Below are 24779 nucleotides of genomic sequence, written 5' to 3'. Positions count from 1 at the left end.
TTTGTTTATAAAATATTTCCTATCCCTCTGCGTTAGCATAGCAAAAAGGGATTTCTCTATGAATAAAGTAAATCAAGATAACGCACCAGCCACTCAGAACATCGTAAAGAACCGACGACAGCTCGTGCTGTGGATAGGAGCCCTCGCCGTGGGCGCTGTGCTCGGCACACTGGGCCTGCACGGATTAGACGCCTTGATGACGTTCGTCGCTACTGTCTACACCCGCCTGTTCCAGTTTCTCGCCGTGCCCACCATCGTGCTGGCAATCACCACCACACTGGCCTCCATCGGCACACAGAAAGATACGGGACGCATCTTCCGCCACGCCGTGACCTATACACTGCTCACCACCATTGCCGCCGCTGCCGTAGGTCTCATCCTCTACCTGCTCATCCGACCGGGCAACCTGCCTGCGCAGATGGTGGCAGGAGGACAAGGAGCCATCCCGAAGACATTGGGCGGAGAAACCTACTACGACCATATCCTCGCTGTGGTACCCAACAACCTCGTGCAGCCTTTCCTTGAAGCCAACGTGCTCTCACTGCTCCTTGTAGCCGCCGCTGTGGGCATCGCCCTGGCCAAGATGCCGGTGAGCCCACGCCGCGACACGGTGATGAACCTGCTGCTTGGTTTGCAGGATATCCTCTTCATGCTCATCCGCGCACTTATCTGGGCTCTGCCGCTGGGCATCCTCGCCTTTGCCGCACAGCTCAGCGCACAAGTGTCGGCCGGTGTTGTCGCCGACTCTCTGGGCCGTTATATCGCTGTCATCCTTGGCGGCAACGTGTTGCAGTTCTTCGTTGTACTACCTCTCTTCCTATTGGCCCGCGGCATCAATCCCGTGCGCCATTTAGGCCGTATGCTGCCCGCCGTGCTCATGGCGTTCTTCACGAAGAGTTCGGCTGCCACACTGCCCGTGACCATGGACACAGCGGAGAAGCGTGCCGGCGTTGCGCCAAAGGTCTCGCGCTTCGTATTGCCCATCTGCACCACCATCAACATGAACGGCTGTGCGGCGTTTATCCTTGTCACCTCGCTCTTTGTCATGCAGAACGGCGGCACTCACTTCACCCTTCCGATGATGCTGCTGTGGCTCGTCATCGCCGTGATCTCCGCCATCGGCAATGCCGGTGTGCCCATGGGCTGCTATTTCCTCACCCTCTCGCTGATGACCGGCCAGGGTGCTCCCGTCGGCATCATGGGCATCATCCTGCCTATCTATACCATCATCGACATGGTGGAGACTGCCGAGAACGTATGGTCGGACTCCTGTGTGGCAGCCATGACAGACAAAGACCTCCGACGTGTTACTCACTGAGGCACAACAAGGCTTGAATATTATTCGCAATAGTAACTCTGCAAATAGAAAAACTAAACTATAACTACTTTCCCATATTTTTTGTATCTTTGTATTGAAAAATAGAATACCATGAGCCCTTTCCCATGTCAACATGAATGAGATGACCATAGACGTTTTCGAACAGCTGTACCGTGAATACCATTCACGGCTCTATCACTATGCGCTCCATCTCACCCATGATGCCGAGGCTGCCAGTGATGTGGTGGCAGAGGTTTTCGCCATTGCGTGGAAGCGACGGGATGCGCTGGATGCGGAACGTGTACAAGGCTATCTCTACGCCGCTGTGCACAACCAAAGCCTCAACTGGCTGCGCCGGCAAGAGCGGCTCGCACCCATGCCCGACAGCTCACAACACGACTGGACCGACGAAGATCTGGAAGAAGTGCTGGCCCGAGAGGCTCGCATCAAAGAGATAGAAAAGGTCATCGCCAGCATGACGGAACGCACGCGCTATGTGTTCATACAATGCTATTATCAAAAGCGCAGCTACCGCGACGTAGCCGAACAACTAAGCATCACCACCGACGGAGTGAAAAAACACGTAATGAAGGCACTTTCTACCCTGCGACAACATTTTCACAAAGAAAATGCCATTGACGAAGTGCCCGAAAGATCAGATTCGAAGTAATATATATAGCAACCACTATCAACAAGAAACTTATGACAGACAACGAGCACAACATATCCATTAACGGCAAAGAGGACTTCCCCAACCGCCAAGAGCACGACGAGATCCTCGCGGCTCTGGAAAGTCTCTGCCACGCTGAGCCTGACGAGGAGCAGTCGTGGCAGGCACTGCGTGCACGCCTTGAGGCCCAGCCGTCTCCCTTGCGTTCGCGTTGGAAAAGGCTGTGGCCGGTGATAGCTGTTGCCTCAGCAGCCGCTGCCGTTGCCCTGCTGTTGTTGCTTCCCATCCGTCAGAGTCGTCAAGAACAGCAGGTGGACTCTCATGTTTCTCAGCAGCAACGCATCAGTCCGACAACACAGTCAGCGGCAAAGCCAGCAAGCGACGCGACGCAAACTGTCGCCAACACAACGATCACAGCCGAGGCCATCACTATGGACACAGTGACGAGCGGCATAGCACAAGCACTCAACATTGTCCTGCCCGACGAGAGCCATGTATGGTTAGGCGCCAACTCCAAAATCATCTATCCCCACACGTTCCAAGGTCAGACGCGCGAGGTGGCAATGTCGGGCCAGGCTTATTTCCGCGTACACCACGATCCCACCCATCCCTTCATCGTTCATGCCGGCGCACTCACCACCCGCGTGTTGGGTACTACCTTTTATATTAATGTCTACAAAGCGGCCAAACCTTACGTTGCTCTTGTAGAGGGGCGCATCGCGGTTTCGGCCCAAGGCACACAGACTGTGCTCTCCCCCGGCAAACAGGCTACATGGCAGGACGGCAAGATGACCGTGGAAAGAGTCGACACCTATCCTTACACGCAATGGGCGAAAGGCTATTTCTATTTCGCCGACGCATCTTTACTGACCATCATGGAGCAGCTGGCACAATGGTATCACAAGACCGTAGTCTTTGAAAACGAGGACGCCATGAACGTTCGCCTGCACTTCGTAGCTTCCCACCAAGAGGGGCTGCAAAGCATTGTCAACAAGCTCAACGAGCAGGATGGCGTGCGGGTGGAACTGCAACGCGGAGAAATGATCGTCAGGTAGCAACCCATTCTCTTTTCATATCTTTATGTCGGCTTACTAACTTTTTCTTAAAAAAGTTGGTAAATCATAGTACCCTTTATCTTTCTTTTTGGTATTAAGGATATAGCAGTATTATTAAAGAGTCATTTTAAGAAGGAACAGTTATGAAGAGAGAACGCTTACGCCAAGCCATGGTGGTACTGATGTTGCCGCTCAGCATCGCTGCCGCGGCACAGGGCCACAAGGTGTCGTTGCATGCCAACGGGCAGTCCCTGACCGACATCCTCTATCAAGTGGAACGTCAGTCGGACTATTACAAGATCAATTACAATGCCGGTGACCTGAAGGCTTTCAAGGTTACCCGCGACATCGCCGGGCTGTCTGCTCCCGACGCTGTGCGCCAACTGACAGCAGACTTACCTTTGACGGTTTCTGTCAAAGGACGCTATATCCAAATCAACAAAAACAATCAAGACAGTAAGGCACCTACCTTCGTAACAGCTTCCGGCCGCATCCTCGACGCCCAGGGCGAGCCACTCGTCGGCGTGAGCATTCAGGTCGACGGTACTGCTACGGGTACCATCACCGACAGCGACGGACACTACACGCTGCCCGGAGTCCGCTCCGACGCCATGCTCACCTATTCTTATATCGGCATGAAGCCCTATCACCGCCGCGTCTCCACCAAACCCGTGACCATCATTCTGGAAAGCGACGGCATCACCATCGGCGACGTCATGGTCACCGGCTATCAGACACTCAAGCGCGAAGATGTCACCGGCTCGTTCCAGACACTCTCATCGAAGGACATCGACAAGCGCTACGCATCCAGTCTTCGTGGCCGTCTCGAAGGACTTGTTCCCGGTCTCGTCGACTACAACAACGGCAATTCCAGCGGTCTCGTCATTCGTGGCGTGGGCTCGCTCAACGCCAGCACGTCGCCCCTCATCGTCGTCGACGGACTGCCCATCAGCGGCGGACTGAGCGACGTCAACCCGTATGATGTCGACAAGATCACCGTGCTGAAGGATGCCGCTGCCTCGGCCGTCTACGGCGCACGTGCCTCCAACGGCGTCATCGTCATCACCACAAAGAAAGCCAATAGCGAAAAGCTCACAGTAGACTTCAACGCAGACTTGACACGATACAATAAATACAACTACAACGACTACGACTACTGTAATGCCGCCGAGCAGTTGGAGCTGGAGCAGTACAACTTCCAATGGATGATGAACGATGCCGACGCCAAGAGCTATATGGAGAAGCAGTATAAGCGCCGTGGCGGACTGATGTCACCGATCACCAAGCTGATGATGCGCCACCAGCTCGGCGAGATCAGCGGTGACGAATACAACAGCACGATCAAGCAATGGAGCCACAACAGCTATCGCAACGAGTATGCTGATCTGATGGACCGCAACGAACTGCTCCAGCAATACAACCTCGCACTGAGAACCAAGGGACGCTACCTCAACTCCAGCGTTGTCGTCAACTGGAAAGGCGACAACACCAGCACGAAGAACCAACTACAACAACACGCTGACCATGCAGTACAATGGTGACCTCGACGTCACCAAATGGCTGAATATGCGCTTCGGCGTGACACTGAACAACAACCGCCAACGCATGCGTGCTACCGGCGACTATGATCTCAGCAGTCGCACCTCCTTTGCCGACTATCAGAGCATGTACAATGCCGACGGTACGCCCGCCACACTCCAGGCTTACGTAGACCTCAACGAGCCCAGTCTGAAAGACATCTCTCTCGGCCTGAAAGATGAGGGCTATGTGCCTGTCAACGAGATAGACATGAACCATGAGAAGAGTCGAGAGACCTATACGCGATCCTTCGTCCATCTCAACCTCATGCCTCTCGACGGTCTGAAGCTCAGCGCCATGTTCCAATACGAGGATGTCAGCGACCGCAGCGAAAAGCTCATCAACGGCGAATCATATTCCATGCGCCACCTCTATAATCTCTTCACTACCGGTGGTAAGCACAATCTCCCAGAGGGTGGATTAATGACCATAAACAGTGGTGAGGGCAACTACTACACTTTCCGTACACAGGCATCCTACAATACCACACTCAACAAAGTACATGGGATCGAGGCCATTGCCGGTTATGAATATCGTCAGACCTTCGACCGCACCACCTACAATCAGATGTACGGTTACGACGAACAGACGCTGACCAACTCTACAGGCCTCATCAATTTCAACGACCTTATCAACAGCGAGAGCACAGACCTCGGCAGCCTCTACTCACCACAGTATTCTTTCCTCAGCAGCGATGTCGCCGGTGCCACCCATATCAAGCACAAGTACCAGTCCTACTATGCTACAGCCAACTATGTCTACGACAGTCGCTATGCCGCCTCGGCCAGCTACCGCGTCGACGAGGCCGACCTCTTCGGCGCTTCCTCAAAGTTCCGCCATCGTCCCCTTTGGTCGGCAGGACTCAGCTGGAACGCTCACAACGAAGAGTTCATCAAGCAACTCGGATGGATCGACATGCTGAAACTGCGCATGAGCTATGGCGTCACGGGCAATATCAACTCCAACTATTCCAGCTATCTCACCGCTAAGATTCATACGACTGATCTCACCGGTGATAAATATGCTTCACTCAACACGCCGCCTAATGACGAGCTGCGCTGGGAGAAGACACACACATGGAACGGTGGCCTCGACTTCGCTGTTCTCGACCACCGCATCAGCGGATCGCTCGACTTCTACCACAAGAAGGGCTCCGACATCCTTGCCTCCATCGACCTCGACCCCACCACAGGATGGAGCTCGCTGCGCACCAACAATGCAGAGATGGTCAACAAGGGTGTGGAACTGCAACTCTCCTGTGACATTCTCCGCGCCCACAACGACAACGAGGTGGGCCTGAGCATGGACTTCACGCTGGCTTACAACAAAAACAAGATCACCCGCCTCCATCATCAGCCCACCAGTGGTGTCTCTGCCCTCGACTCCTACCGTGAGGGTGATCCGGTGAACAGCCTCTACTCTTTCCGCTTCGGACATGTAGAGACCGACGAAGACGGCTACCAGCAGATATTCTGGAAAAAAGCCGACGGCACGGAGGTCAGCGACAACCTCTACAGCTCAGCCTTCACCAAGGACGACATCGTATTCAGTGGATCACTCGACCCGAAATGGACCGGAAGCCTGACGCCCACCATCACCTGGAAGCGCTTCTCTCTCAGCGGAATGTTTAACTTCTATGCCGGGCACTACTTCCGTGCCAAGGCTTACAAGTGGCGCTCTACGGCATCCTCAAGCTATGACTATGAAGTGCCACGGGCTTATCTCGACTACTGGCGCGCCTCGGAGGAAGACCGTAAGAACATGCTTGGTAACGGATACATGATGATGCACACCAATTTCTATACCGACCAGCTCTACTATTGTGATCAGGACGTTGACCATGCCGACTATATGAAGTTGCGCAACCTTGTTCTTGGCTATGACCTCCCCGACGCGCTCTGCACCCGTCTCGGTCTGCAAGCCATTCGCCTGAGACTTCAGATGAGCAATGTAGCCACATGGGTGCGCAACAGCGAAGGCATTGACCCAGAAAGTGTAAATCCTTCTACTGGAGCTCGCGGGCTGAAAGCGCCAAAGAGCTACACGCTCAGTGTCAACGTCAAGTTCTGACACTGCATCTCTCCTACACCTTATTATATATATATCATCATATTAATTTTCAACTATGATAAGCCAGAAAACAATATATGCCCTCATTGCCGGTGCGGTTATGACCCTGTCGGCCTGCGACACCGATGTGGTGCCCGAGGGTCAGACCATTCTTAACAAAACTTCAGACCTGGAGTTGTTGCTCAACGAGAAGGAAGTCAACAACATCCCTTACGAGTCACTTGGAATTATCGTCAACGAGAGCTATGGAAGTGGTTTCACGCCCGTATCCGACCAGATCAAGAACAAGGGAACCATGGAAGCCGCCATGCTGAGCTATGACGAGACTGCCGACCGGGGCAAACTGGCCAGTAAGGACAGCCGCTATAACAATCTATATAAGTATATCCAATACATGAACGTGCTTTTGGAGAAGCTTGATGGTGCCAGTGGTGACGAAGCCGACAAGCCTGCCATTGCTGCTGAGGCACACATCAACCGTGCTTGGTTCCACTTCCTCGCCTTGGGTTGCTACGCCAAGCAATACGACGAGAAGACCAAGGACAACTTGGGGATCGCCTATGTAACAGAAGCCGACGTGAACCAGAAGCACCAAGAGACCATAGAAGAAAACTACAAGCATATCCTCGATGACTGCTCTGACGAACTCATTGCCCTGCTGCCAGAGAAGCAGACCAATGTAGTGAGGCTCTCTCGCGCTGCCGGCTATGCCATCCGCGCCCGTGTGCTCTTCCAGATGAAAAACTACAAGGATGCGCTGACCTATGCCGAAAAAGCCCTTGCGCTGAACAGCACCATCGAGGACCGGTCGGTCATCACCACCTCTTTCCGTTGGAGCCTGCCGGCAACATCGCCCAATAACTTCTTCTATATCTCCCCCTTGTCGGACCGGGACAACACGCCAAGCTATGAACAGCTCTCTGTCGAGACGACCGAACTCTTCGAGGACGGCGACTTTGTGAAAGACTACGCCTACTCTGGCGGTAAAGAAAGTGAGGGTGAGGAGTTCTGGAATGCTGACTATGGTTATATGGACTCCGGCATAGAGGGCTGTCTGGAAAGTAACGGCAGTGATGCCTACGTCAACGCATGGGGGCTGACGGTAGAGCGCGTCATGTATCTCGCCGCTGAGTGCTATATACGCGAGGGACAGATCAGCAAGGGACTCGAACTGGTCAATGAAGTCAGAGAGAAGCGTATCGATGCCGATCACTACAAGCCTTTCACGGCAACTACCGAGGCAGAAGCCATGAAGGAACTGCAACAAGCTAAATTCATCGAATGTATCGCCACCTTCGAGAACTTCTTCGACCGCAAACGCTGGAACACAGAAGAGAAATACAAGAAGAACATCACACGCCATGTACCTGATTCAGGCGACTATACCATTACGCCAGAAAGCCCGCTTTGGGTCTTCCCGTTCCCTGTACAGGTAATGAACAATAACCCAACGTTCAAACAGAACTATTAACAGTATTGAAAGATGAGGTAACTGTTCAGCGAAAGATTCCTCTTACTATTAAATCTCAAGAATTTGAGAATAAGAGAATTCTTCTATCGATAGGAATCAAAAAGAATTGCCAGAAAGAAAGCAGCAAGCTGCTTATATTCTCCAATTCTTAATCTATTCACAATGATGCGCGGGATTTTCTACAATTCTCAAATTCTTGATAAAAAAACAGCGAGTAGAAAGACTTCAACTTCATTCGCAGAATAGCTACCTATTGAATATTGAAAGATGAACATTGAATCAAAGACACACAACACTAAATTTATTATCTCTATTGACTTGCTCTTACCTTCTCTATCTGTCATATACTGCTGTTCACGTACACACACCAAGCATCTAAGCAAAACGATACTTTTTAAGCAAAATTATCCCTGTTTCCCTTTGCTGTTTACAAAATAAATCCTATATTTGCACCGTCAGAATGACACAATGAAACAACACCGGGAGTATCCAACCCGATTAACCTTTAAGACTAAAAACAAGTTTACTACTATGGAAGTTGAACAAGTATTGAAAGGACTCATGTGGAAACACGCCGCTGAACCGGAGTTTCTGCAGGCTGTGAAAGAAGTGCTGATCTCTATTCATGATGTCTACAATCAGCATCCTGAGTTTGAGAAGGCCAAGATCATCGAGCGCCTCGTTGAGCCGGAGCGCGTGATCATGTTCCGCGTGCCTTGGACCGACGATCAGGGCGAGGTGCACGTCAATACGGGCTACCGTGTGCAGTTCAACAGCGCCATTGGTCCTTATAAGGGCGGACTGCGTTTCCATCCTTCCGTGACATTAAGCATCATGAAGTTCCTCGGCTTTGAGCAGACCTTCAAAAACGCGCTCACCACGCTGCCTATGGGCGGTGCCAAGGGCGGTGCCGACTTCTCGATCCGCGGCCGCTCCGACGCTGAGGTGATGCGCTTCTGCCAAAGCTTCATGCAGGAACTCTACCACTATATCGGTCCCGACGAGGACGTTCCGGCCGGCGACATCGGCGTGGGCGGTCGCGAGATCGGCTATCTCTTCGGCGAATACAAGAAGCTCACTCATCAGTTCCAAGGCGTGCTCACCGGCAAGGGCATGGAATGGGGAGGCAGCATCCTGCGCCCGGAGGCCACTGGCTTCGGCGCACTCTACTTCGTCAACCAGATGCTCCAGACCCACGACATTGACATCAAGGGCAAGACGGTCGCCGTCTCGGGCTTTGGCAACGTGGCCTGGGGTGCCGTGAAGAAGGCTACACAGCTCGGCGCAAAGGTGATCACCATCAGCGGACCCGACGGATATATCTATGATCCAGAGGGCATTTGCGGTGAGAAGAACGACTACATGCTGGAGCTGCGCGCCAGCGGCGAGGACATCTGCGAGCCATACGCTGAGCAGTTCAAGAGCGCACAGTTCTTCGCCGGCAAGAAGCCGTGGGAGCAAAAGGCCGACATCTATCTCACCTGCGCCACACAGAACGAGCTCGACGGCAACGATGCTGACCACATCCTGGCCAACCATCCGGTTTGCGTCGCCGAGGTGAGCAACATGGGGTGCACGGCCGAGGCCGTGGAGAAGTTTGTCAAGGCCCATCAGCTCTTCGCACCGGGCAAGGCTGTCAACGCCGGTGGCGTGGCTACCTCCGGACTGGAGATGACCCAGAACTCCATGCGCCTGCACTGGAGTGCCCAGGAGGTCGACGACAAGCTCCACTATATCATGCACTCCATCCACGAGCAGTGCGTCAAGTACGGCACCATGCCCGACGGATACATCGACTATGTGCGCGGTGCCAACGTGGCCGGATTCATGAAGGTCGCCAACGCCATGATGGCTCAAGGCATCGTATAACGGACAAGAGCCAAAAGAATATCAGCAGCTGAAGTCTGCCACGCAACAACATGCGTGGCAGACTTTTTTGTTTGTCCCGCATATTACGTCCGGAACCCGCACTTCGCTGATTTTTTCAGACAAAACCACTTCCTGCACAACTCACAAAATAGATTAGCGAGCGCTAAGACTCCAATATCATTCGCTGGATAGTTACAAAAATTCACAGGAAGATTTGTCTTCTCTGTATTTAGCACCCGCAAAGCATTCTACTCCCCTCTCCCTTGGAGAGGGGCACGGGGGTGAGGCTTCTAAAAAAAAAACTTGGGCGAGAACGTGGAGATTTCACAAAAACTCCGTATCTTTGCAGCGGAGTTGATGTGCGGCCCGCCGCATGTCTTCGCCGGACATAGTCGTGTCGTCGCCGTCGGCTAAGCGTAGCCGGCACACCAAAGGCTTCGACACATAAAGACGTTTACAAACATTATCTTCGGTTTTCAAACGTAGGAAATTTGAATAGGTTCGAAGATATTGCCAAGTGAATGTCTGCGCTCTGGTGTATATATTCTGCACCCGAAAGGGTGTGGTGTATCATAACCTCAGGCGTGGGCATTCTGTGCAATTGTTCGAACCTGGGTTTCCTACGACCTGAAAACTGGGCAATTTGTACAGATGCCCACGTTTTTTATGTCCTTACATGAACACATTATATATATAAAGGGAGCCGAATCAGGGGCGATTCTATAGGCCACGAAAAAGTAAGTAATATTAAAGGTCTGTAGAATTATGCGATTACGTCACTCTGTTTCTAAGTTCCGCTCTTGTGACCTGCTGCTGTTGTCACTAAGTGCGCTGTCGTTTCTCACCGGTTGCAGTGAGACGCTGACCGACGGTACGCCCGTTCTCTCTTCCGAACCAATCTCGTTTAAGGTGGATGCCATCGACGGCACGCCGGTCGCCCACTCTTCGTCCGCCTCGGCCAAGGGCTCCCGTGGCGTAGCGGCCGCCGCTATTTCCACGGCTTCTGCGCCCGATCCCCAGTCTTATTTTGCCGCTCCGCTGAAGACCACGGGCGGCGGCCACACGCTCTATCTCCATCCGCTCGTCTCCGAGCGTGTGAGCGGCGCTATGGCCGAGAAGGTCGCCGACGAGCCGCTCACGCGCGGCACGCGCATTGAGTCTATCGGCCAACTCAAGCAGTTTGGCGTGTCCGCCATCCCATACGCCAACGACCAAGCCTTTGCCTCGGCCACGCCCAACAGCCTCTTCTACAACGAGACGGCTACAAACGCAAGCTACGGCTGGAAGACAGCCAACGAGCACTATTGGCCTGCCACCGACAAGGTGGCCTTCTATGCCTACGCGCCCATTCCTTCTCCTTCTTCCAATGGTCTGACACTGTCCTCCGGAAGTACAGCGGGCACACCCTATATCGACTATGCCCTTCCCGCCACTGCGGAGAACCAGCCCGACCTGATCGTGGCCACAAACAAAGGCCTGACGCTCGCCTCTGTTGGCACCAACAAGGCTGTGCCGCTCACCTTCGACCATCAGCTCACCTCCATCCGCTTCGTGGCCGGACCGGATATGCCGAAAGGACAGATCACCTCGGTGGGCTTCACAAACATCGCCACCAAAGGACGGCTGTCGTTGGGCGGCAACTGGACGACGACGGCCACGGGCAACTACACCATCAGCAACATGAGTCTACAGCTCACGGGCTCAGAGAACCAGGATATTATCTCCGGAACAAAGACGCTGCTGATGATTCCGCAGTCATTTACCACGGACAATCAGAAGATTGCCATCACCTACGTCTTCGACAACAACACGTATAACCTCACCGGTTCACTCAAAGGCACAAAGTGGGACAAGGGCCAGTCCGTCGTCTACAAGGTCTCGCCTCACTCCGTCTCAAAGTTGCAGTTGGGCAGCATCACCTTTGCCACATCATGGGGCAGCAACTATCCCAAGACGGCCTTTGCCGCCGGCGATGCTGTGGGCATCTATGTGGCTGATGCCAACGGACTGAAATACAGCAATATCAAGCTGACATACTCCAATGGCAAGTGGACATCAGCCTCCCGTGTGCTCCTGCCCGAGAACTGCAGGTTCTATGTCTATTATCCCTATAGCGATAAAGGCCTCGCCAACACGGGCAAGGCTGCCGATGATGCCGCCACGTTCTTTGCCTCCGGCATATCGTCGTGGAGTCCCAAGACGGATCAAAGCTCAGCTGAGAACCTTAATGCCAGCGACTTGCAAGTGGCCGTAGGCGTTGTCTCCACGACTACCGCCTCTACAGTGAACTTTAGCATGAGCCATCAGATGGGGCTGGCGGTCATCAATCTCGGACAGAAGACGCACTATGACTACAGACACTTGTCGACGGACGCGAACTTCAAGTGGGTACATAATCAATACACCGTTACAGCTTCGTCTGCGATAAGTGCAAGTATCACCCCCTATAAGAAAGCCAGTACATGTTACGTTGCTATACAAAAGCCAGCGGCTACTGTAGTCTATAATACCACTTCAACTGGGGAAGATAAGTGGACCAAGACGCTCTCTTATAAATTATCAGCTGACAAATACTTAGCACAAGAAGCTACCTGCTCTCCCAACAATACAGAAACAAGCTATACAATGGCCTTGGGTGACGTGTATTACAGCGATGGCGATATGTCGCATCAAAGTGAAAGTCTGATTAGTGGCAAGACACCAATCGGCATCGTGGGATATATCGGCAGCAACTACTGGACGGAAAAGAATACCAAGTCGAGCAGCGTGGGCGGTCATGCATTGGTGATGTGCTTAAAAACCATTGGCTCAACAGGTACCACAAACTATGGAACAAGCTATCAATGGAAGACAAGCAATACTGATGATAACCGGTCAAAAGTAAACACGTCAGCTCTTATTGTTGGCTCATCTACCCAATCTTACGGCTCAGGCTATAAAGAATCAGTGGCCTTGAACAACTCTGCCCATCCTGCGGCACAGGCAGCACTTGCCTATACCACATTGAAGGCTCCGTCTACCTCTACCGGTTGGTTCCTGCCAACGGCCGGCCAGTATTATGCCATTATGAATGCCATTGGAGACTATCCGTCGAGTGGCTGGAACATTAGTAATTTTGTATCCAACATGATAATGATAGATGTTACCACCAAGGTAAATACCGCTTTGAGCAAGGTGGGCGCGAACAACTATACTGAATTCTTCCAAGCAAATAGCACTTTTGAGTGGACCTCTACGAGGTTTTCCGATACGTACGCGATCGACATCGATTCGGGGGTCGACGACGGGAAGGGACCCGGTTCTGTTCGCTTCGACTACAACACGCTGGGCGGCAGGCCTGTCCGCCCCTTTCTCGCTTTTTAATCCCTTTAATATATAAAACAGTTACTTCGTAATCGCAGTAACACTTGCAAGTCGTGAGACTTGCCACAAGCATCTCGCTAAACTCTAAGAGATGTATATAATTCAACCTTTGGGCTTGTGGGCTGTGAAGTTCGCAAGCCCTTTTGGGTTGGTTATAAAGGTTGGCATACATGCTCTCACTACTCATACTGCTCTTGCAACTCCATGTGCACTATCAGGCGAAGCCTTCTCTGTGTCTCTGTGACTCTGTGTGAGAGATAGCGAAAAAAGGCTGAACCCTTCGCTTGGGATCCAGCCTTTTTGTTATCTTTGAATAAAAACCATGCTTATGCACTATGTGGTTTATGCATTACTGCCATGCAACAACGATTACTCTACGTCCTCGTGCACATCTTTGACGGCACGGCCGCTGGGCTCATTCATGTTCTTGAAGGCTTCGTCCCAAGCGAGGGCTTCAGCAGTGGAGCATGCCACACTCGGCACGCTGGGCACTGAGCGGGCGGCAGAGTCGCTGGGGAAGTGCTCGGCAAAGATCGAACGATAGTAATACTCCTCTTTGTTGCGCGGCGGGTTGATCGGGAAGCGCTCAGCAGCGTGCGCCATCTGCTCGTCGCTGACGGCTGAAGCGGTGATCTGCTTCAAGGTGTCGATCCAACTGTAGCCTACGCCATCGGAGAACTGCTCCTTCTGACGCCAGGCCACTTCCTCGGGGAGCATGTCGGTGAACGCGTCGCGCACCACCTTCTTCTCGATGGTCTTGCCCGGACACATCTTATAGCTCGGGTCTATTGTCATGGCAACATCCAAGAACTCTTTGTCGAGGAAGGGCACACGACCCTCCACGCCCCACGCTGCCAGACTCTTGTTGGCACGCAGACAGTCGTACTGATAGAGTTTGGACAGCTTGCGCACGGTCTCCTTGTGGAACTCCTCCGGCGACGGAGCCTTGTGGAAATAGAGATAACCACCGAAGATCTCGTCGGCGCCTTCGCCCGAGAGCACCATCTTGATGCCCATCGACTTGATGACACGGGCCAGGAGATACATCGGCGTAGAAGCACGCACGGTGGTCACATCATAGGTTTCGATGAAATAGATCACGTCGCGGATGGCGTCAAGACCTTCCTGAATGGTGTAGTTGATCTCGTGATGTACGGTGCCGATATAGTCCGCGACAAGCTTAGCCTTGGCCAAGTCCGGCGCACCTTTCAAGCCGACTGCAAAGCTGTGAAGCCGTGGCCAGTAGGCACGTGTCTCGCCGCCTTCCTCAACACGTGTGGAAGAGAAGCGCTCGGAAATGGCAGAGATCACCGACGAGTCCAGTCCGCCGGAGAGCAACACGCCGTAAGGCACGTCGCTCATCAGCTGACGCTTCACGGCCGACATCAGTCCCTGACGGATCTCCTCAACGGCCTGACCGTAAGACAGGGCAGTTTGGGGGCGAGTCTTTCCTTCCATCCAATCACGGTGATAATAGCGCTTCATGCCCGGATCCTTGCTCCAATAGTAGTGACCGGGCAGGAACGGCTCGTAATGATCGCACTGTCCTTCCAGTGCTTTCAACTCACTGGCGACATATACCTTGCCGTCAGGATCGTAACCTATATAAAGAGGTATCACGCCGATAGAGTCGCGGGCTACGAGAAATGAGCCATCCTCGGCATCATAGAGCGCAAAGGCAAAGATGCCGCTGAGCTTCTCTATCATGCTGACGATGGAAGCATGCAAGGACTCGGCCGATGTCTGTGAGCGCGCTGCCTCCTTCCACTGACGGTACAGGGCAAGGATCACTTCGCAGTCGCTGCCCGTCTGGAAAGCATAGTCGGGGAACGACGACCGGATGTCGAGGTGGTTGTAGATCTCTCCGTTCACGGCGAGCACTTCCTTCTTGTCGGGCGAGAACAGTGGCTGCTTACCGCTCTCCGGGTCTACAATGCTCAGTCGCTCATGACAGAGGATGGCTGAGCTGCCGGTGTAGATACCACTCCAGTCCGGTCCGCGATGACGGATCTTCTGACTCATACGCAACGCCTTCTGGCGCAAATCAGGAGTCTGCTCCTGAATGTTGAAAATTCCTACTATTCCACACATGGTTGTAAAAGCTGTTAAGTTTGTGAATGTATACGTTGAAATTCCCAAGGGCAAGCGTCACCGGAGTGACGATGCCCGTGGGAGATGTGTCTTTCATTAGATATTGTATGCTGATTCTCCGTGCTCGTAGATGTCGAGTCCTTCTTCCTCCACACGCGTGTCTACACGCATGCCAATGGTCTTATCGATGATGACAAAGATGATCCATGTCAGCACGCCACTGAAAACGATGCCGAAGACTGTGGCGATGAGCTGCACGCCCAGCTGATGCCAGTCGCCATAGAGTGCGCCACAGACGCCACCGGTCACCGCTTTGGTGGCAAAGACACCGGTCAGAACAGAACCGATGATACCACCGATGCCGTGAACACCAAAGGCGTCGAGTGCGTCGTCGTAGCCGCAGACTCGTTTCACGAAGGCCACCATGAAGTAGCAGATCGTGGAAGTGATGAGTCCTATACAGATAGCTCCAAGTACGTCCGTGCTGCCGGCTGCCGGCGTGATGGCCACCAAGCCAGCCACTGCACCCGTGCACATGCCCACGCAGGTGGGACGGCCGCTGTAGATCCAGTCGATCGTCATCCACGTGACGGCGGCTACTGCTGTTGCCAGATGAGTGACAAGGAAAGCGTTGGCGTCAAGACCGTCGGCGGTCAGGCCGCTGCCTGCGTTGAAACCAAACCATCCCAGCCACAGCATGGCGGCACCGATGAACACAAAGGGAACGTTGGTGGCTGGAATAGGACGACCCGGACGATAGCCGGTACGACGACCCAGCATCAGAGCGGTCACCAAGGCAGCGACACCAGCATTGATATGTACCACCGTGCCACCGGCAAAGTCAATGGCACCCATCTGCTGGAGGAAACCGCCACCCCAGACGAAGTGGGCCATGGGATAATAGACGATGACAGACCAAAGAATGGTGAACAGCAGAAAAGCCGAGAAGCGCATGCGCTCGGCAAACGCACCAATGATCAGCGCAGGAGTGATCACGGCAAACATGCACTGGAAGAGTACAAACGTCAACTCGGGGATATGGGCCGGAGCCAACACCGAGTGAATGGTCACGCCATGGAGAAATGCCTTATCGAAACCTCCGATCACGCCTCCCAAAGCCGTACCCTGAAGACTGGTACCAAACACCCAGCTGTAGCCAATGGCTACCCAGAGAATGCTGCCCACGGCAGTGCAGATGAGACACTGCATGAGAATGCTAAGGATGTTCTTTGAACGTACGAGGCCGCCATAGAACAATGCCAGGGCCGGAACGGTCATAAACATCACTAAGATAGTGGCAGTGGTGATCCACGCTGTATTTCCTGTATCAATCATAATGGTTGAGTTGTTTTACTATTCGTTTGCTTCTGTCCTTGTCTTGATGGTTACTTACACAGAATCTTTTTGAATCAGTTGATGAATAATGAGTTGTAATGCTAACAAAGTTTGGAGACGTGTTCCGATGATGTTTGGAAACGTGTTCCGATGGAAAGACCTCGGTCTCCCCGAAGGGAGGCTGAAGTCTTCAAGTATTAGAGTTAAGTGGATACTATCCGTTGTAGCAGCTCTCGCCGTGCTCGTAGATGTCAAGTCCCTCTTCCTCCACGCGCTTGTCAACACGGAGTCCAACGGTGTGCTTGATCGTCCAGAAGAGTACTATACCGCAGGCGGCTGCCCAAGCGTCTACACAAAGAACGCCGAAGGCCTCTGCACCAAAGAATCCGAAGCCGTGACCATAGAAAGCACCCTCACTGGTGGAGAACAAACCGGTCAGCAAAGTACCGAGAACACCATTGACCCAGTGAACGGAACTGGCACCGACAGGGTCGTCGATATGAAGTTTCTGGTCGATGAACTCAACGGCAAACGGCAGTGCGATACCGCAGCAGACGCCGATGATGATAGAACCAACCACTGACACGCAGTCGCAACCGGCTGTGATACCTACCAAACCGGCAAGAATACCGTTCAGTGTCAATGAGAAGGATGGCTTGCCATACTTCAGCCAAGTGAGGAACATGGTTGCCAGACCGCCACAGGCGGCTGCCATGTTGGTCGTCAGGAACACGTGGCTGATGGCCTCACGGTTGACCTGACCACTTGCAGCAAGCTGAGAGCCCGGGTTGAAACCGAACCAGCCAAACCAGAGGATGAACACACCGAGAGAAGCCAGCGTCAGGCTGTGACCCGGAATAGCGTTGCTCTTGCCGTCCTTGCGGTACTTGCCCAAACGGGGACCAAGGAAGATGGCACCCACCAAAGCCAGTACACCACCAACAGAGTGCACAACCGTGGAACCGGCAAAGTCGTGGAACGCATGACCGAAGGTGTCCATCATGAAACTGCCGTCAGCAGCGTTGCAAAGCCAGCCGCCGCCCCAGGTCCAGTGACCCTCGACAGGATAGATGATCAAAGAAATGAAGAACGAATAGACAACATACATGTTGAACTTCGTACGCTCTGCCATGGCGCCAGAAACAATGGTAGCTGACGTAGCACAGAAGACGGTCTCGAACATCAGGAAGCCCTCTGTTGGCAAACCGTTGGCATTGTGGTAGAAAGAGAGATCGCCGAAGTTGGGCATGCCGATGAAGCCCTGACCATCAGAACCGAACATAAAGCCGAAACCGACAAACCAGAAAAGCACTGAGCCCAGCATGAAGTCGACGAAGTTCTTGAACAGAATGTTTGTGGTGTTTTTACGCCGGGTGAAACCCGCCTCACAATAGGCGAAACCTGGTTGCATAAAGAATACGAGCATGGCTGCAAGCAGCATCCATACGGTATCTATGGAAATGCTTAAATCTTGAACTGTCATAATACGATTGATTTTTTTGTTACCCTAATTGTGTTTCTATGTTCTCTCTATTGCATCCACCTTCTCTCTATATATAATAATAGGAAAGCATCCGTTTCCTTTATATATTAGGAAAGAAAGCGTGCAGAAGCGTTACTTCTCCTGCTCTGCATTATACAGGGCAATGTCTCCGCGCTCGCCGGTGCGGATGCGGATGGTGTCCTCAACCGGAATGATGAAGATACGTCCATCGCCGATCTCACCAGTGCGGGCGGCGTCTGTGATGGCCTTGACGGTCTTGTCGACGTTCTTGTCACGCACGACGATGTTCATCAAAACACGCTCAATACTGCTCGTATCGTACATCACGCCACGATAGATTCGGGCCTGGCGCATCTTTCCCTCACCACGGACATCGTAATAGGAAAACCATTCGATGTCAGCGGCAAGCAATGCTTCCTTTACATCCTCAAATTTAGTCTTACGGATGATCGCTTCAATCTTCTTCATAACTTACCTTTCTTTATGGTTAAACTTATGGTTGCTTACGTATTGTAATCTTTCGAGTGCAAAGTTAATACATTTTGTTTATACAGACAACTAACTGTGCTCTTTTTGTTAGCGTTATTTTTTTATTGCTTGCAACGTGCCTCGTAAAAGGGTGGTTTCATTGATAAACTGTAATGACTTTCGGCCACAGACATTACAATTTCACACTTCCATAGAAAAAGTTACTAAAAAATGTCGTGCTTCTCTTTGCAGTTCTATCTTTTTGTATTAACTTTGCAGCGTATTCAAAACATTAAGTCAATCAATAAGAAATAAATTGCTTCATTATGTCAAAGACCATTCACTTCACAAAGATGCACGGGGCTGGTAATGACTATATATACGTCAACACCTTATTATATAATATCCCCGATCCGAGCGCAGCCTCCATCGCATGGAGCAAGCCGCATACGGGCATTGGCAGCGATGGACTGGTGCTTATTGGCAAACCGAAGGACGGGGAGAAAGCCGACTACTCGATGCGCATCTTCAATGCCGACGGTTCTGAAGCTATGATGTGCGGAAATGCCAGCCGGTGCATCGCCAAGTATCTTTATGAGAAAGGTATCACCGACAAGACTACGATCAGATTGGAGACGCTTTCCGGTGTGAAGATCCTCAGCCTGCATCTGAAAGCTGGAAAAGTGGAGAGTGTCACGGTAGATATGTTAGAGCCTGCCTTTGATGTCAAAGAGCAATACACTGGGCATACACCCGACGAGTTGAACAGCGTCAAAGCCTTGGCTGACCACGTCCTACGGACAGAAGACGGAAAGCCCAAGAGTCTCTTCGTGAGTATGGGCAACCCACATTACGTCATCTTCGTGGACGATGTTCAGCACATGGATATCACAACGTTAGGAAAGTTATTGGAGAGAGAGAAAGCCTTCCCACAGCGATGCAACATTGAGTTTGCACAGCTTGTGGGTGAAGGCAAGCTTCGCACCCGTGTCTGGGAACGGGGTAGCGGCATCACCATGGCTTGCGGCACAGGCGCTTGCGCCACAGCCGTAGCCGCAGCAAAGCTCGGTGTCTGCGGCAGACACGCTGTCATCGCCATGGACGGCGGCGATCTCGACATCACATGGAGTCCGAACGACAACCATGTATATATGACCGGACCGGCTGCCTTCGCCTTTGAGGGCGACATAGAACTGCCGGAAGATAAATAGGCAGACACGCTGAGAGACATAGAAAACGATAATGACAAACTTAACACACAACATAAAAGGAATTTAAGAATATGGCATTAGTAAACGAACACTTCCTGAAATTACCCGGCAACTATTTGTTTGCTGACATTGCCAAAAGGGTCAACGCCTTCAAGGTGTCGCATCCCAAGGTCAAGGTAATCAGCCTGGGTATCGGCGATGTGACGCGGCCGTTGGCTCCTGTGGTCATCGAAGCTATGCACAAAGCTGTGGATGAGATGTCCAACAAGGCCACTTTCCGTGGCTATGGACCAGAGAGAGGTTACGACTTCCTGCGCGAGGCTATTCAGAAAAACGATTTTCTGCCAAGAGGTATCCACATTGATCTCAACGAGATCTTCGTCAACGACGGTGCGAAAAGCGACACCGGAAACATTCAGGAAATCCTGCGCTGGGACAACAACATCGGCGTGACGGATCCTATCTATCCCGTATATGTCGACTCCAATGCGATGATCGGACGCGCAGGCGTCTTCGAAAATGGCAAATGGACAGACGTCACCTATTTCCCATGTACGGCAGACAACAACTTCGTACCACAGATTCCTGACCGTCACGTGGACATGATTTACTTGTGCTACCCCAACAATCCGACAGGTACTGTGCTTCCGAAAGAGGAACTTCGCAAGTGGGTGAACTTCGCACTGCGCAATGATTCCATTCTCTTCTACGATGCCGCTTATGAAGCATACATCACCGATCCGGAGATTCCCCACTCTATCTATGAGATCAAGGGAGCACGCAAATGCGCGATAGAGTTCCACAGCTACAGCAAGACGGCTGGCTTCACCGGTGTGCGTTGCGGCTACACGATCATCCCGAAAGAGTTGACAGCCGTGACCGTTGATGGCAAGCAGCGCGTCAATCTCAATCAGTTGTGGGATCGCCGACAGAGCACGAAGTTCAACGGAACAAGCTATATCAGCCAGCGTGCCGCCGAAGCCATCTACACACCAGAGGGCAAGAAACAGATCCAAGAGACCATAGACTACTACATGGAGAACGCGAAGATCATGCGCGAGACGCTTAGTAAGCTCAGCTATAAGGTCTATGGCGGTGTCAACGCTCCTTATCTGTGGGTCAAGACGCCCGACGGCATGGACAGCTGGAAGTTCTTCGAACAGCTGCTCTACGGATGCGGTGTTGTCTGCACACCGGGTGTGGGCTTCGGACCAAGCGGCGAAGGCTATTTCCGCCTGACGTCCTTTGGCAACCGTGAAGACGTGCGTGAGGCTATGCGACGCATCGCCGAGTGGTCACTGAAGAAGTAAGATATATCCGGAATGCAGCAGTAGCCGCGAGAAGCAGCAAGAAACTGCAAATGCAGAGAGAGACCCACATGTCGAAAGACATCGGTCTTGAAGAGAAAACAGAGAGAAACGCAAGTGAGAGAAAACGGCAGACTGTCTTTCAGGATCGTACTGCCAAAATATGAACAATTAAAAATAAGTCGTTATGAAAAAGGTAAGAAGAATGATGTGTCTGGCTGCCATTGCCATGACAGCACTCACTGCAAGTGCTCAGGACAAAGTAGAGGGTACGATCAGTACCGATGTTGTCAACCAGTATATCTGGCGTGGACAAGACTTAGGCGACGTGAGCATCCAGCCAACGCTGGGCATAGCTTACAAAGGGTTTTCTCTATCTGCATGGGGCAACGTGGGCTTGTCTGACAAAGACGACACCAAAGAGTTGGACCTCACTGCTACTTACACGACAGGAGGCTTCCACATTGGGGTGACAGACTACTGGTTCAATTCGCCCAACGACAAATACTTCGCTTACAAGGCTCACGAGACGAGCCATGTGTTTGAGGGAAACATCGGTTACGACTTCGGTCCGCTGGCTGTCAACTGGTATACCAACTTCGCAGGAAACGATGGAGTGAACAAAGACGGAGACAGAGCCTACTCGTCCTATTTAGAGTTGGCCGCACCTTTCAAACTGGCTTCTCTTGACTGGACCGCCACAGTAGGTGCCGTACCTTACCGCACTTCGTTCTACGCCAAAGCCGACGGTTTCGCTGTCACAAACCTGGGATTGAAGGCTTGTAAAGACATTGAGATCACCAAGTCCTTCTCTGTTCCGGTCTTCGCCGGCGTGTATGCCAACCCCAGCACACAGAAGGCTTACTTCACTTTCGGCTTCACTCTGCATCCATAACCCACAACCGACAGCAGGAACAGCCTGCTAATAAAAACAAGAAACAACGTGGTGACCTCCTCAGCGAGGCACCACATCTATAAAGAACTTTAACATCAACATTAAGAAATATGACTAGTTTACGATTTGATGCCGTCGCTGAGGCATCACGCAGAAAGCCCGTTGAGGTCATCTCACCGGTAGAGCGTCCTTCAGAATTCTTCGGCAAGAAAGTGTTCAACCGTCAGAAGATGTACAAATATCTTCCGTCGAAGGTGTATGACAAGCTTATTGATGTTATCGACAACGGTGCACAGCTCGACCGCAGCATTGCCGATGCAGTGGCAGCAGGCATGAAGCAGTGGGCCGACGAGAATGGCGTCACACACTATACTCACTGGTTCCAGCCTCTGACAGAGGGAACGGCAGAGAAGCACGATGCCTTTATCGAGCATGACGGCAAGGGCGGTATGATTGAGGAATTCTCCGGTAAGCTGCTCGTACAGCAGGAGCCTGACGCATCCAGCTTCCCCTCTGGCGGTATCCGCTCGACCTTTGAGGCACGTGGCTACTCTGCTTGGGATCCTACATCACCTGTGTTTATCATCGACGACACGCTGTGTATCCCGACGATCTTCATTTCGTATACCGGTGAGGCACTGGACTACAAGGCACCTCTGCTGCGCGCGCTCCACGCCGTGAACGTTGCCGCTACCGATGTCTGTCATTATTTCTATCCCGACGTGAAGAAGTGTATCAGCAACTTGGGATGGGAGCAGGAGTACTTCCTCGTCGACGAGGATCTCTATGCCGCACGTCCTGACCTTATGCTGACAGGCCGCACACTGATGGGCCACAGCTCTGCCAAGGACCAGCAGATGGACGACCACTACTTCGGAACCATTCCCGAGCGTGTTCAGGCCTTCATGAAAGACCTTGAGATTCAGGCTTTGGAGCTTGGCATTCCCTGCAAGACACGTCACAACGAGGTCGCTCCTAACCAGTTTGAGTGCGCCCCTATCTTCGAGGAAACCAACTTGGCTGTCGACCACAACATGCTGTTGATGAGCCTGATGAAGAAGGTTGCCCGCAAGCATGGCTTCCAGGTACTGCTTCACGAAAAGCCTTTCGACGGCATCAACGGTTCCGGTAAACACAACAACTGGAGTCTTTCTACCGACACGGGCATCCTGCTCCACGGTCCAGGCAAGACTCCTGAGGACAACCTTCGCTTCATGGTGTTCATCGTCGAGACGTTGATGGGTGTATACAAGCACAATGGTCTGCTGAAAGCTTCTATCATGAGTGCTACCAACGCTCACCGTCTGGGTGCCAACGAAGCACCTCCAGCAATCATCTCTTCCTTCCTTGGCAAGCAGGTTTCTGACATTCTTGACCATATCGAAAAGGCCGACAAGAAGGATCTGTTCAATATCAAGGGCAAAGAGGGCGTGACGATTGACATCCCAGAGATTCCTGATATCTTGCGCGACAACACTGACCGCAACCGTACTTCTCCATTTGCTTTCACCGGCAACCGCTTTGAGTTCCGTGCTGTAGGCTCTGAGGCTAACTGCGCCAGCGCCATGATCGTACTGAACACAGCTGTCGCTGAGGCTCTGACAGACTTCAAGAAGCGTGTAGATGCTATCATTGCCAAAGGCGAAGACAAGTTCTCTGCCATCATCGACGTGTTGCGTTCTGACATCAAGACCTGCGCTCCTATCCACTTCGACGGCAACGGCTACAGCGACGAATGGGTTGCTGAGGCTGAGAAGCGCGGTCTGGACACCGAGAAGAGCTGCCCCGTGATCTTTGACCGCTACCTCGACGAGGCAAGCATCAAGATGTTTGAGTCGATGGGCGTGATGAAGGAGAACGAGCTGAAAGCACGTAACGAAGTGAAATGGGAGACCTATACCAAGAAGCTTCAGATCGAGGCTCGTGTACTCGGAGACCTGAGTATGAACCACATCATCCCGGTAGCTACTCACTATCAGAGCCAGTTGGCCAAGAATGTGGAGAACATGATGGACATCTTCGGAGCTGAGGAAGGCAAGAAACTCAGTGAGCGCAACCTGAAGATCATCAAGGAAATTGCTGAGCGTACCTCCATCATTGAGAAGGGTGTAGAAGACCTTGTCAATGCCCGTAAGGTCGCTAATAAGATAGAAGATGCCCGCGAGAAGGCTGTCGCCTACCATGACACCGTGGAGTCGAAGTTCCAGCCGATCCGTTATCAGATCGACAAGTTGGAGCTGGTAGTTGCCGACGAGCTTTGGACCCTGCCGAAGTATCGCGAGCTTCTGTTCATCCGATAAGCAAGGACAATCTATTTCTTTTATTGGTTGTTTAAGTTTGCTTGGTGCTTTTGCCGTGAGGCAAGGGCACCTTTTTTATGCATATATATAATGAGCAACAGACGTATATTTAATAAGGAGCATACATCTGGCGAATAGCAAACACAGATCTTGTGTATCCATCCATTTTAGGCCGCCTTTTCTATAAGCTGTAAATTTTCGACCTTTGCCGAAAATTTACAGCTTTATGTTTAATCTCAACGAGAATAACCAGTTTTTCCTCTCCAATTCCCCA

At 52.1% G+C, this 24779-nt stretch carries 16 protein-coding genes; 12 read left to right on the top strand and 4 right to left on the bottom strand.

All coding sequences use genetic code 11. The annotated features are described in order from the left end of the window. Positions 1 to 58: 58 nt before the first annotated feature. From NG346_RS11315 to NG346_RS11280, 8 genes are all read left to right on the top strand, one after another. Positions 59 to 1318 carry a dicarboxylate/amino acid:cation symporter gene (locus NG346_RS11315; protein WP_262278913.1) on the top strand — a complete coding sequence of 420 codons (1260 nt, stop codon included), beginning with the start codon at positions 59 to 61 and terminating at the stop codon, positions 1316 to 1318. Between the two features lie 142 nt (positions 1319 to 1460). Beyond that, the gene (locus NG346_RS11310) at positions 1461 to 1988 is read left to right on the top strand and encodes a sigma-70 family RNA polymerase sigma factor (RefSeq protein WP_262278914.1); all 528 of its coding nucleotides are present in this window, start codon (positions 1461 to 1463) and stop codon (positions 1986 to 1988) included. Positions 1989 to 2020: 32 nt separating this feature from the next. Continuing rightward, on the top strand, positions 2021 to 3043 hold the full coding sequence (locus tag NG346_RS11305) for a FecR family protein (protein ID WP_262288754.1): 1023 nt from the start codon (positions 2021 to 2023) through the stop codon (positions 3041 to 3043). 143 nt (positions 3044 to 3186) lie between these two features. Beyond that, positions 3187 to 4584 (top strand): TonB-dependent receptor plug domain-containing protein, encoded by a 1398-nt coding sequence (locus NG346_RS11300; protein ID WP_262288753.1) that lies wholly within the window; start codon positions 3187 to 3189, stop codon positions 4582 to 4584. Continuing rightward, positions 4505 to 6691 (top strand): TonB-dependent receptor, encoded by a 2187-nt coding sequence (locus NG346_RS11295; protein WP_262288752.1) that lies wholly within the window; start codon positions 4505 to 4507, stop codon positions 6689 to 6691. The genes NG346_RS11300 and NG346_RS11295 overlap by 80 nt, the downstream gene beginning before the upstream one ends. A 55-nt stretch (positions 6692 to 6746) precedes the next feature. Continuing rightward, on the top strand, positions 6747 to 8162 hold the full coding sequence (locus tag NG346_RS11290; RefSeq protein ID WP_262278917.1) for a RagB/SusD family nutrient uptake outer membrane protein: 1416 nt from the start codon (positions 6747 to 6749) through the stop codon (positions 8160 to 8162). 531 nt (positions 8163 to 8693) lie between these two features. Beyond that, complete coding sequence (gdhA, locus tag NG346_RS11285) at positions 8694 to 10031, top strand: NADP-specific glutamate dehydrogenase (protein ID WP_262278918.1); 1338 nt, start codon at positions 8694 to 8696, stop codon at positions 10029 to 10031. Positions 10032 to 10796: 765 nt separating this feature from the next. Then, positions 10797 to 13394, top strand: a complete 2598-nt coding sequence (locus NG346_RS11280; protein ID WP_262278919.1) for a fimbrillin family protein — start codon at positions 10797 to 10799, stop codon at positions 13392 to 13394. Between the two features lie 369 nt (positions 13395 to 13763). Here the strand turns inward: NG346_RS11280 and asnB are convergent, their stop codons facing one another. The 4 genes from asnB to NG346_RS11260 form a co-directional block, all read right to left on the bottom strand. Continuing rightward, on the bottom strand, positions 13764 to 15485 hold the full coding sequence (gene asnB / locus NG346_RS11275; protein WP_262278920.1) for an asparagine synthase B: 1722 nt from the start codon (positions 15483 to 15485) through the stop codon (positions 13764 to 13766). A 96-nt stretch (positions 15486 to 15581) separates the two neighbouring features. Further along, a complete protein-coding gene (locus NG346_RS11270; protein WP_262278921.1) occupies positions 15582 to 16820 on the bottom strand; it encodes an ammonium transporter in 1239 nt (412 codons plus the stop codon). Between the two features lie 214 nt (positions 16821 to 17034). Continuing rightward, positions 17035 to 18303, bottom strand: coding sequence for an ammonium transporter (locus tag NG346_RS11265; RefSeq protein ID WP_262278922.1), 1269 nt, complete (start codon positions 18301 to 18303; stop codon positions 17035 to 17037). A 132-nt stretch (positions 18304 to 18435) separates the two neighbouring features. Beyond that, entirely contained in the window at positions 18436 to 18792 is a 357-nt protein-coding gene (locus tag NG346_RS11260; RefSeq protein ID WP_154533482.1) for a P-II family nitrogen regulator, read from the bottom strand. A 326-nt stretch (positions 18793 to 19118) separates the two neighbouring features. Here NG346_RS11260 and dapF point away from each other — a divergent pair, with 326 nt between their 5' ends. The 4 genes from dapF to NG346_RS11240 all read left to right on the top strand — a co-directional run bounded on the left by dapF (position 19119) and on the right by NG346_RS11240 (position 24505). Further along, the gene (gene dapF / locus NG346_RS11255; protein ID WP_262278923.1) at positions 19119 to 20003 is read left to right on the top strand and encodes a diaminopimelate epimerase; all 885 of its coding nucleotides are present in this window, start codon (positions 19119 to 19121) and stop codon (positions 20001 to 20003) included. A gap of 71 nt (positions 20004 to 20074) precedes the next feature. Beyond that, positions 20075 to 21313, top strand: coding sequence for an LL-diaminopimelate aminotransferase (locus tag NG346_RS11250; protein WP_154533480.1), 1239 nt, complete (start codon positions 20075 to 20077; stop codon positions 21311 to 21313). Between the two features lie 184 nt (positions 21314 to 21497). Then, entirely contained in the window at positions 21498 to 22205 is a 708-nt protein-coding gene (locus tag NG346_RS11245) for a TorF family putative porin (RefSeq protein WP_262278924.1), read from the top strand. 110 nt (positions 22206 to 22315) lie between these two features. Further along, on the top strand, positions 22316 to 24505 hold the full coding sequence (locus NG346_RS11240; protein WP_262278925.1) for a glutamine synthetase III family protein: 2190 nt from the start codon (positions 22316 to 22318) through the stop codon (positions 24503 to 24505). Positions 24506 to 24779: the final 274 nt, after the last annotated feature.

Source organism: Hallella absiana (assembly GCF_025457485.1).
Taxonomy (GTDB): domain Bacteria; phylum Bacteroidota; class Bacteroidia; order Bacteroidales; family Bacteroidaceae; genus Prevotella; species Prevotella absiana.
Note: the sequence above shows the minus strand (reverse complement) of the source record. Positions and strands in the feature narration are given on the sequence as shown.

Coding starts and splice junctions, on each gene's coding strand:
- NG346_RS11240 (WP_262278925.1), top strand. CDS start 22,316: ATGACTAGTTTACGATTTGATGCCGTCGCTGAGGCATCACGCAGAAAG.
- NG346_RS11265 (WP_262278922.1), bottom strand. CDS start 18,303: ATGACAGTTCAAGATTTAAGCATTTCCATAGATACCGTATGGATGCTG.
- NG346_RS11280 (WP_262278919.1), top strand. CDS start 10,797: ATGCGATTACGTCACTCTGTTTCTAAGTTCCGCTCTTGTGACCTGCTG.
- gdhA (WP_262278918.1), top strand. CDS start 8,694: ATGGAAGTTGAACAAGTATTGAAAGGACTCATGTGGAAACACGCCGCT.
- NG346_RS11300 (WP_262288753.1), top strand. CDS start 3,187: ATGAAGAGAGAACGCTTACGCCAAGCCATGGTGGTACTGATGTTGCCG.
- NG346_RS11310 (WP_262278914.1), top strand. CDS start 1,461: ATGACCATAGACGTTTTCGAACAGCTGTACCGTGAATACCATTCACGG.
- asnB (WP_262278920.1), bottom strand. CDS start 15,485: ATGTGTGGAATAGTAGGAATTTTCAACATTCAGGAGCAGACTCCTGAT.
- NG346_RS11245 (WP_262278924.1), top strand. CDS start 21,498: ATGAAAAAGGTAAGAAGAATGATGTGTCTGGCTGCCATTGCCATGACA.
- NG346_RS11290 (WP_262278917.1), top strand. CDS start 6,747: ATGATAAGCCAGAAAACAATATATGCCCTCATTGCCGGTGCGGTTATG.
- NG346_RS11270 (WP_262278921.1), bottom strand. CDS start 16,820: ATGATTGATACAGGAAATACAGCGTGGATCACCACTGCCACTATCTTA.
- NG346_RS11305 (WP_262288754.1), top strand. CDS start 2,021: ATGACAGACAACGAGCACAACATATCCATTAACGGCAAAGAGGACTTC.
- NG346_RS11250 (WP_154533480.1), top strand. CDS start 20,075: ATGGCATTAGTAAACGAACACTTCCTGAAATTACCCGGCAACTATTTG.
- NG346_RS11260 (WP_154533482.1), bottom strand. CDS start 18,792: ATGAAGAAGATTGAAGCGATCATCCGTAAGACTAAATTTGAGGATGTA.
- NG346_RS11315 (WP_262278913.1), top strand. CDS start 59: ATGAATAAAGTAAATCAAGATAACGCACCAGCCACTCAGAACATCGTA.
- dapF (WP_262278923.1), top strand. CDS start 19,119: ATGTCAAAGACCATTCACTTCACAAAGATGCACGGGGCTGGTAATGAC.